Source organism: Vibrio tetraodonis, from assembly GCF_003350295.1.
In the GTDB taxonomy this organism is placed as follows: domain Bacteria; phylum Pseudomonadota; class Gammaproteobacteria; order Enterobacterales; family Vibrionaceae; genus Vibrio; species Vibrio tetraodonis.
This window is the reverse complement of sequence record NZ_QLYY01000004.1, coordinates 21178-29025: the sequence shown is the minus strand read 5'-3', so window position 1 is coordinate 29025 and position 7848 is coordinate 21178. Positions and strand designations below refer to the sequence as shown.

Annotated in this window: 6 protein-coding genes; all 6 read right to left on the bottom strand. The window is 40.6% G+C overall.

Features of this window, described 5'->3' with window-relative positions:
- Positions 1-8: 8 nt before the first annotated feature.
- A protein-coding gene (locus tag DPF90_RS00270; RefSeq protein ID WP_114783493.1) for an IS3 family transposase occupies positions 9-1168 on the bottom strand; the annotation gives its coding sequence in 2 pieces (ribosomal slippage) (positions 9-901 and positions 901-1168; 1161 coding nt in all).
- Entirely contained in the window at positions 1134-2042 is a 909-nt protein-coding gene (locus tag DPF90_RS00265) for a LysR family transcriptional regulator (RefSeq protein ID WP_114783490.1), read from the bottom strand. Before DPF90_RS00265 ends, DPF90_RS00270 begins: the two co-directional genes overlap by 35 nt.
- A 505-nt stretch (positions 2043-2547) precedes the next feature.
- The gene (locus DPF90_RS00260; protein ID WP_114783488.1) at positions 2548-3540 is read right to left on the bottom strand and encodes an OmpA family protein; all 993 of its coding nucleotides are present in this window, start codon (positions 3538-3540) and stop codon (positions 2548-2550) included.
- Positions 3541-3550: 10 nt separating this feature from the next.
- Complete coding sequence (locus tag DPF90_RS00255) at positions 3551-4588, bottom strand: adhesin (protein ID WP_114783486.1); 1038 nt, start codon at positions 4586-4588, stop codon at positions 3551-3553.
- An 8-nt stretch (positions 4589-4596) separates the two neighbouring features.
- Positions 4597-5346, bottom strand: coding sequence for a fimbrial biogenesis chaperone (locus tag DPF90_RS00250; protein WP_114783484.1), 750 nt, complete (start codon positions 5344-5346; stop codon positions 4597-4599).
- An 18-nt stretch (positions 5347-5364) separates the two neighbouring features.
- On the bottom strand, positions 5365-7830 hold the full coding sequence (locus tag DPF90_RS00245; protein ID WP_114783482.1) for a fimbria/pilus outer membrane usher protein: 2466 nt from the start codon (positions 7828-7830) through the stop codon (positions 5365-5367).
- Positions 7831-7848: the final 18 nt, after the last annotated feature.

Sequence of the window (7848 nt, the reverse complement as noted above, 5' to 3'; positions counted from 1 at the left end):
TGTAGTGTTCAACAAATTCCGGACACTAACTTAAGCCGATTTTCGGCAGTAACTGGCGATAGCCCATCATTTGCTTGATGAGGCCGTTGCCTATTGTAGTAATCCATCAAGTAATAACTGATATCCTTCTTTGCCTGAGTTTGGGTTAGGTACCCAGTAGTTGGTATCCATTCGGTTTTTAGACTTCTAAATAGCCTTTCCATTGGGGCATTATCCCAACAGTTACCTCTACGACTCATGCTCTGAGTTATGCGATATCGCCAAAGCCTTTGACGATATTTAAGGCTGCTATATTGGCACCCTTGGTCTGAGTGAAACATCACATCGTTAGGCCGTCCTCGTTGCTCCCAAGCCATGTCCAAAGCTTTACAAGTCAACTCTGCATTCGGTTTATCTGATAGTGCCCATCCCACTACGCGACGGCTAAATAAGTCGAGCACAACCGCTAGATAACTCCACTTTGAACCGGACCAGATGTAAGTAATATCGCCACACCAAACTTTATTTGGAGTAGTAACAGAGAACTCACGCTTCAACCTATTGGGGACATCTGGTCGTTCTAACTTAGCCTGCTTATAGCGGTGTGAGCCTGGTTGTTTACTCATCAGCTCAGCTTCTTGCATAAGCTTTCGTACTTTGAATCGTCCAACCTCGAAGCCTTCAGAGCGCAACATAGAAGTAAGAGTCCGACTACCAGCAGCACCACGACTCATGTTAAAGAGCTGCTTAACTCGGCTGGCTAACCGAATACGATTGGCATCTGGCTTTTGTTGTTTAAACTCGTAGTAGCAGGAAGACGCGACATCGAACAGCTCGCACAGTAGTTTGACCGGTTCATGCTCCCTCAACTGGTCAATTAGCGAGAACGTTCGAGTTCGTCCGACATTAAGAGAGCTGTAGCTTTTTTTAGTATGGATTTTTCTCTTTCTAGGCGATTAATCCTAGCTTCTAACTCTTGGATCTTCTTCTGTTCTGGCGTCAGAGCTTGAACCGTTGGCGTCTCTCCGCCACGCTCAATCTTTAGTTGATCGACCCAGCGTCGTAAAGCCGTATCACCGATGTCTAGAGAGCGTGCCGCCTCAGATATTGAGTAACCTTGATCAAGAACCAAGCTTGCGGCATCTACTTTGAATTCAGAAGAAAATGTACGTCGTTGTCGTTTTGTCATTGAACACCTCATTTACGGTGGAGACTTTACCACCTAATTTGATGTCCGGGATCATTAAACCACTACACCCCACAGACCAATGGGCGTTGAGAAAGTTGGCATCTAACACTTTAACTTTTGGGTTATTGTCTAGCATAGGGATTGAGGGTAAATAAGCCCAGCCATCTTTTTCGATAAATTTTACCACTAGCTCTATACCATTTAACACAACTTGCCGACCAGAAAAGGCTGCGCGTTCACCAAGCCCAGCATCCGATGTACTTTGAAGTACATAGCGCGTACTGTCTGCTAAATCCCTGAAGTTAACAGGACTAAACTCCTGAAGTGGCGAATCTACAGCAGTATACAACCTTCCTTTGACTTCACCTAAATAACATGCCATTAAGCCGCTTGGTGGTATTAGCTTCGAAGATTGATCGTTTCTGAGTATTATCGCGGCATCTAAAGTTTTACTTTTGAGCTCTTCCAAAGCCTCATCCCGGCCGCGGTATATCCAATCTATGGTAATGTTGGGGCATAACTTTCTAGCCGCAATATCAACATCTAAGATAAACTCACTAGGTAGATGCATGTCTACTGCTATTTTGAAATGGTGCTGCTCTGGAAAGGACAGCGAATCAGCAAATGATTGTAGGGCCTCAGCATGCCTTATGAGGCCTCGGGACCAGCGTAGCAGAGCTTTACCTTGTTCCGTAATCACCAACTTATTGTTACCTCTTTGAAACAAAATCGCATTAAGTGCAATTTCCAAGTTATTAACATGTTCACTAATAGTGGTCCTATCTTTACCACTTGCCCTAGCTGCTTTTGCAAATGAACCATGTTCTGCTGTGAGAGCGAAAGATAACATTTGATCTAAAGTATATTGAATCATCAAATTTCCAACTTGAAGAGTTACTCACATTAATTGATAAAAGTATAGATAAACAAAGATTCACTTGATATCAGTTAATATATGTACCTGTTAAAAGAATCGGTTCCACATAACCTTTAATCTCTTAACCCCTAATGGCAAATTGTAAAAAGATTAATTAAAACCACAACTTACCTTGATAAAGTAGAAAATATTAATTTTTAATCGCGGAAGAATCACAGCACTTTGAGGGGGTAAAACCATCACTCTAAGAAAATGTAATGTTTAGTTTACAAGCTATAAATTTGCTCGTTAGCATTGATAACTGCTTTTTTATAGTAATGTAGGTATTTAAAACCTGTCCTAATAGCTGGTTCGAGAATAATGTGAATATAGTATAGTTATCAACTAAAATACGCTAAGTAATCTCTAGTCTGAAAATATAAATCCCCATATATTTCAAAAGTAAAAACCCCTCACTATTTTGTAGGGGCATTATTTAAAGTTAAGAGTCCTAGGCTAGCCATTAATATGCATTAAAGACCTTTGTACCTTTTACAACCATTTCAACTTTACGAGCGTCTTGATCACTTTCTTCTTTCTCAACAACGGATGTCTCAAGATGAATATTCCTCTCGTCCACACCGTGTAAAATCAAAAAGTCCGCCACTCGCTTTGCTCTCTTTCGAGCCAGTCGCGTATTATACTCTACAAATGCAGGCTTACTATCTGCTCCACCAATTATTACCACATCATAGCTTTCTAATTCAGTAACTTTAATTGCAAACCGAGTTAGTTGCTCCTCCATCTCAGAGCTAAGCGTAGCGTCATCATAGCTATATTCTGCACTATTTTGGCCTAGCTTCACCTGTTGTTTTACTGGTTCTTCAATAGACTCGATAGGTTGAGCGTCGTAGCGGCTGTTTGACCATGGGTGAAGGATCAAAGACAAGCTAACTTGGTTAAGCTGCTTGCTATCTTTTTTATCGTAGTATTGATCGATAACGCTCACATTGAAAAAACTGTCAAATTGCAAGGAAACATCAATGTACTCACTCAAAGCATAGTACCCGCCAACCGAAAGGTATGGTGACACACCACTAGTTTCTGGCGGTGAATCCAAAAATTGTTTATTCATTTCAGCATTATAAAAATAGCCACCAGCACCAGCAAATAACCCTCCATCACGTGACAACGACCATTTATGTTTAGCCAGTATATCTACGCCCTTCATGCTAAAGCCATCACCATCGGAAAAGCTTTGGTAACCGAGTTCGAAGTTAAATGGTTGTGTACTAATACCTATGTTGTATTTCAAGCTGGTTATGTCATTGTCATTTTTGTAAGGATCGTCCTTAAATTGCGCAAGACCTCCCCCTATCTGAAAATACAACCCATTAGAAATTAATGTTTCAATAACGCCTTTCTCATTTTCATTCGACTGCTGAGCTTCAATGGCGAAAGCCGAGCTGGCTGTAAATACAGAAAGAGCCAATAAAATAGTTTGTTTATTATTCATAAGTACTCTTTTACAAGTAAGAAACGGTATAAACTACCATTCCCTCAAACTTACCTTTTTTGATGTCAGAGGAACCACGCGGAATTAGTTTTGCGATATAACGGTCATAGCCGACTTGTGCGACTTCATAGCCATCCCCAACAGGTTCGTTTAATTCCACTTCTTGACCTCCGAGGGTGTATAACTTGATACCTAAAGAATCAATTTCTTTGCCATCTTCATCAAAAACGGGAATATATGACTTATTGGTAAGATCGCGGACGTTATCAAAATAACCACGCAACTTTACCGATGGACAATCGGGACCATACTTTAAGTTTCTGACTATGATAGTGAGAGGAAGCTGCGCAGCTTGACCAACTTCGTCGACGCTTATTTGACCATAGTCAATATCATTATTCTGGATTTCTAGCTCAACTAGGCATTTAGAAGGCTGAAGAATATCCATATTAGCAATCACGCTTCGATAGTTTGCGTATAAGCCGTTATACCCACCTTTACCATCTACCTGGAAAATATTGATCGCTTGACTATAACCAGTAAAGGTGCCAGGTGCCGTTACGATAATTGGTTGATAAGTAATCCTACGCGATGTTTTCGTTCGACTCTCACAGCTATTGTTATTTTCATTGCTTCCACACGCTGGCACAACAAAACCTTTGACTGCGGTCTTAACACCATAGATGTCATTTCCCTCATAACGAAATCCAACTTTTATACCAGGAATATTTGGTACAGAAGTGTTCCCCGTTTTCCCTGGCCAAAAATACACTTGCTCAGGATAGTTTTTTAAGCTGGGATAATTGGTCGCATCTTTATAACAAGTCACGGTTACTGTTTGCGATGGCCCTCGCCATACAATTTGACCATTGGTTTCATCCACAGGTACAGATGCAGATGGATCGATATAAAAATTGGTGACGCCTCCTGGCCCCCTGCCGCCAAAACTGCCACCTTCGCTGGTACTATAACAAGCTAGTGCCAATGCACTCGGGGCGAATATATTCCCAATAGCGAACAATAGAAGGGTTAAAATTAGCTTTCTCATTGTCCGGCCTACTGTTTATTTTGCACTGTGCAAACATTTTGTGTATTACAAACGAAAGTGTTTGATACAGTAGCACCATAGTCATTGATATGACTCAGCGTATATCGGTCACTTTTCTCTATGTTCAGAGCTTTACTCGAAAAAGGCGCTAACATGAAGGGCTTAAACTTAGAGGACTTCTCTGCATCAGTTAGCTTTAGGTCAGATAAGGTCACGTAAAATGGTGAACCATTCTCGATAATAACCTTGTTACCATTCAAACGCCTAATCTTTGTACTACTATCAATTAACTTGTCTATACGATTGATTTTTTTAAGGTTTTCCGGCCTATAGAAAAACTTAATGACAGATTCGATAGCAATTTGGATCGATCCACTGGCTATCTTGGTATTTGTACTACGGCCTTTATGTTCAACTGAAGGGGGGACTTCTCGAACATGTAAAAAATAGGCGGTTTCCCGATCCTGAGGCAATTGAGAAACGGTAGGTAAAGATTTAATTCGCAAAATAGCGTAATCTTTACTTTCAATTCTCAGCACTGGTGGTACCACAATAAACTTATCTTGTACTTCCTGCCCTGTCATATCTGTCAACCAAGATTGAGCAAGAAATGGCGTCTCTGCCGGATTTTTTATTTTCACTGTTTCGACTTTAGAATCGCCATCGTAAATAACGCGAGTTCTGTCTAGTGCTAATGCGGCGTTTGCTGTGGTCGATACCATCAAGCAGCACACGATTGCTAAAATACAATTTTTCATATTTTCCCAACTACTAATTTAGTTTTCACAGTTAACTGAACGAATGACTTCTTGACTTTCCAAAATCGACTCATCGATGACTAGGTGACAACTTTCGTTATCTCCCCAATTCACACTTATATTTGAATCGATGTTGACTCCAACCACATAGACTGTTGAATCTTGGCCAACTATGCCAATCTCTTGATTAAGTTCATCATCAAAGACTAAAGCGCCAAACGGAATCTCTTTATCACCTTCCAAATGCGCTAGGAAGTTGCTACCTTTACGTGCTTTTATTTTTTGGTAGCCAATCGCACCCTCAGTCAAGACCATACTCTTAACGCTATCGAGCACTTCAATATTGTCAGGCAGTGACTTAAAGTCGATAGTGTTGTAGCTCTTTTGGTAAGGCGTAACACCATTAATCAGGGCTAAACCGAATTCGTTAGTCTTCTCGTGATGGCTACCATTAATGGTGACGTCTGACACACTAGAATCAATAAGAATGCGTGATGTGCCTGAGTTAAGTGCACTGTATGCCAATCCATGTTCGGACAACAATACAGTCCCCGTAGCATTTGCGTTCACTTGACTGTATGAGTCGGTTTTATAACTCCCACCAAAAGAAGTTGAAACAAAAGATAAATCGCGACTGTAGTTACCACTTACACCATTCGATTCACCTTCATAAACATCGTAAGCGACTCGATAGTTAGAACCATCCCCTTTGTCATATCCGGAATAGGATAGAGTCTGAGAGTAGTCGCCGTCACGTGAATTTGTTTGTACAGATACGGAATTACTGCCCCCAATAGGAATAGAGATGCCTAACGACCAACCTTTTTCACCACTGCTTGGTGAGTACTTTTGGATACCCGACTCATAGTTATATGTCAGATATGAATCATCGGCTTGATATAGATTCAGCGTCAGATATAAGTTGATCCCATTAAGATTTATGGGATGTGACAAGTTGACATCGTAACGAGAAGAATCGCGCCGGTTATCCCAGTAGTTATTGGAGGTATAGGAAACATATGCGCTGGTAACACCGAAACTCTGTGTCAACGCGATTTGCTTTTCATCTTTACGATTGTTGTTTGCGGCATAAACAAATGATGAGGTTACATCATCATAAGAGTTAAGATATTCATCAAATTCGTAATACTGCTCTTCTGAAAAACGATATCCAGCAATACGTAAGCCTAAACCAAAATCAGTTAAGGTATTGTTGTAAGTAACACCGTAAGATATACCAGATACGTCACTAGTATCACCCAGTGTGGCCTTCGCTGTAGAGACATCGACAGATGCAGCACCAAAGTAATTTAGATTAACCCCTGTACCAACCGTGTAAGACTGGTAATCCTCAGATAATAAGGTTGCCGAAAAAACAGACACGTAATTGTTGATCCCGTAAGATGCTTCGGCTGAGAAAAACTCCGGTTTATGTTCATAAGTCTCGCTGTCTGGAACTCCAACCGATACGCTGTAGCGCAGATGGTTTGGGCGAGTTAAATACAAAACGTCAGCACCATTGACTTGGTAACGTTGAATTTTTCCGTCGGCTTGTTTAACTTCTACATCGAGTGTGCCCTTAGAAGCTTGCGCAAGATCATCGATCAAATATGGACCAGCATTAACGTTGACAACTTTGAGTACATTTCCTTGTTGCCTAATGGTAATCACTGCATTCGTACTCACGGTTCCCGAAACAACCGGCGAATACCCACGCAAATTAGACGGTAACATTTGGTCATCACTCTGTAAGCGAACACCCGTCATCTGGAACGAGTCATAAACATCCGAGCCAAACTGGGTATTACCAAATGTCAACTTGGACTTAATACTGCGCACGGGCGTATAACCATACAATGAGGTAAACTCACCTGAATAATTATTGGATGCCTGATAATTGGCTCTAAAGCGAAACGCACCAGCATTCGCTCCAATAATACCGTATGTCGATAAGTCATCATTCCAGCCGTTTTCATCGTCCTGCTGGCTTGAAAAGTAGTTTATGTTGTAGTCGAGATATAAAGCTGAAATTCCATCATCCCACAATCGATCGGGCACAAATCCATATTTATACTCGTTAGCAATGTATTCTTGTGGTGTTGATATGTCGATACGGCCTTTACCAAGATCAGAAACGATCTTAGTGTATTCAATCTTATCAATCTTATAACAAACTGCACCTTCAATTGATTCTATTTGTTCTTTATACAGTTTATATCCGCGATCATTGAAAGGCAGGCTATCTACCAACACCTCAGATATACAAGGTTCGTTATTACTAAATAATATTTTATCTGTCGTTAAAAATTCGCCATTAATGTATACGTCCAGATCATAACTGCCGTCTTCCACAAAATTAGCAGTTGAAAACTTGCTTAAATCAACACTATTTTCACGTCTTATAAAGAAATTATTAAAGTTTGTCGCAAAAGATAAACTAGGAGTGGAAAGTACAACTATTGAGCTAAGTAACAAACAACGCATTTTCATCAACCAATAAAT

What these genes read in the sequence shown, in the direction of transcription:
- DPF90_RS00245 (WP_114783482.1), bottom strand. Translation starts at nt 7,830, where the DNA reads ATGCGTTGTTTGTTACTTAGCTCAATAGTTGTACTTTCCACTCCTAGT.
- DPF90_RS00265 (WP_114783490.1), bottom strand. Translation starts at nt 2,042, where the DNA reads ATGATTCAATATACTTTAGATCAAATGTTATCTTTCGCTCTCACAGCA.
- DPF90_RS00260 (WP_114783488.1), bottom strand. Translation starts at nt 3,540, where the DNA reads ATGAATAATAAACAAACTATTTTATTGGCTCTTTCTGTATTTACAGCC.
- DPF90_RS00255 (WP_114783486.1), bottom strand. Translation starts at nt 4,588, where the DNA reads ATGAGAAAGCTAATTTTAACCCTTCTATTGTTCGCTATTGGGAATATA.
- DPF90_RS00250 (WP_114783484.1), bottom strand. Translation starts at nt 5,346, where the DNA reads ATGAAAAATTGTATTTTAGCAATCGTGTGCTGCTTGATGGTATCGACC.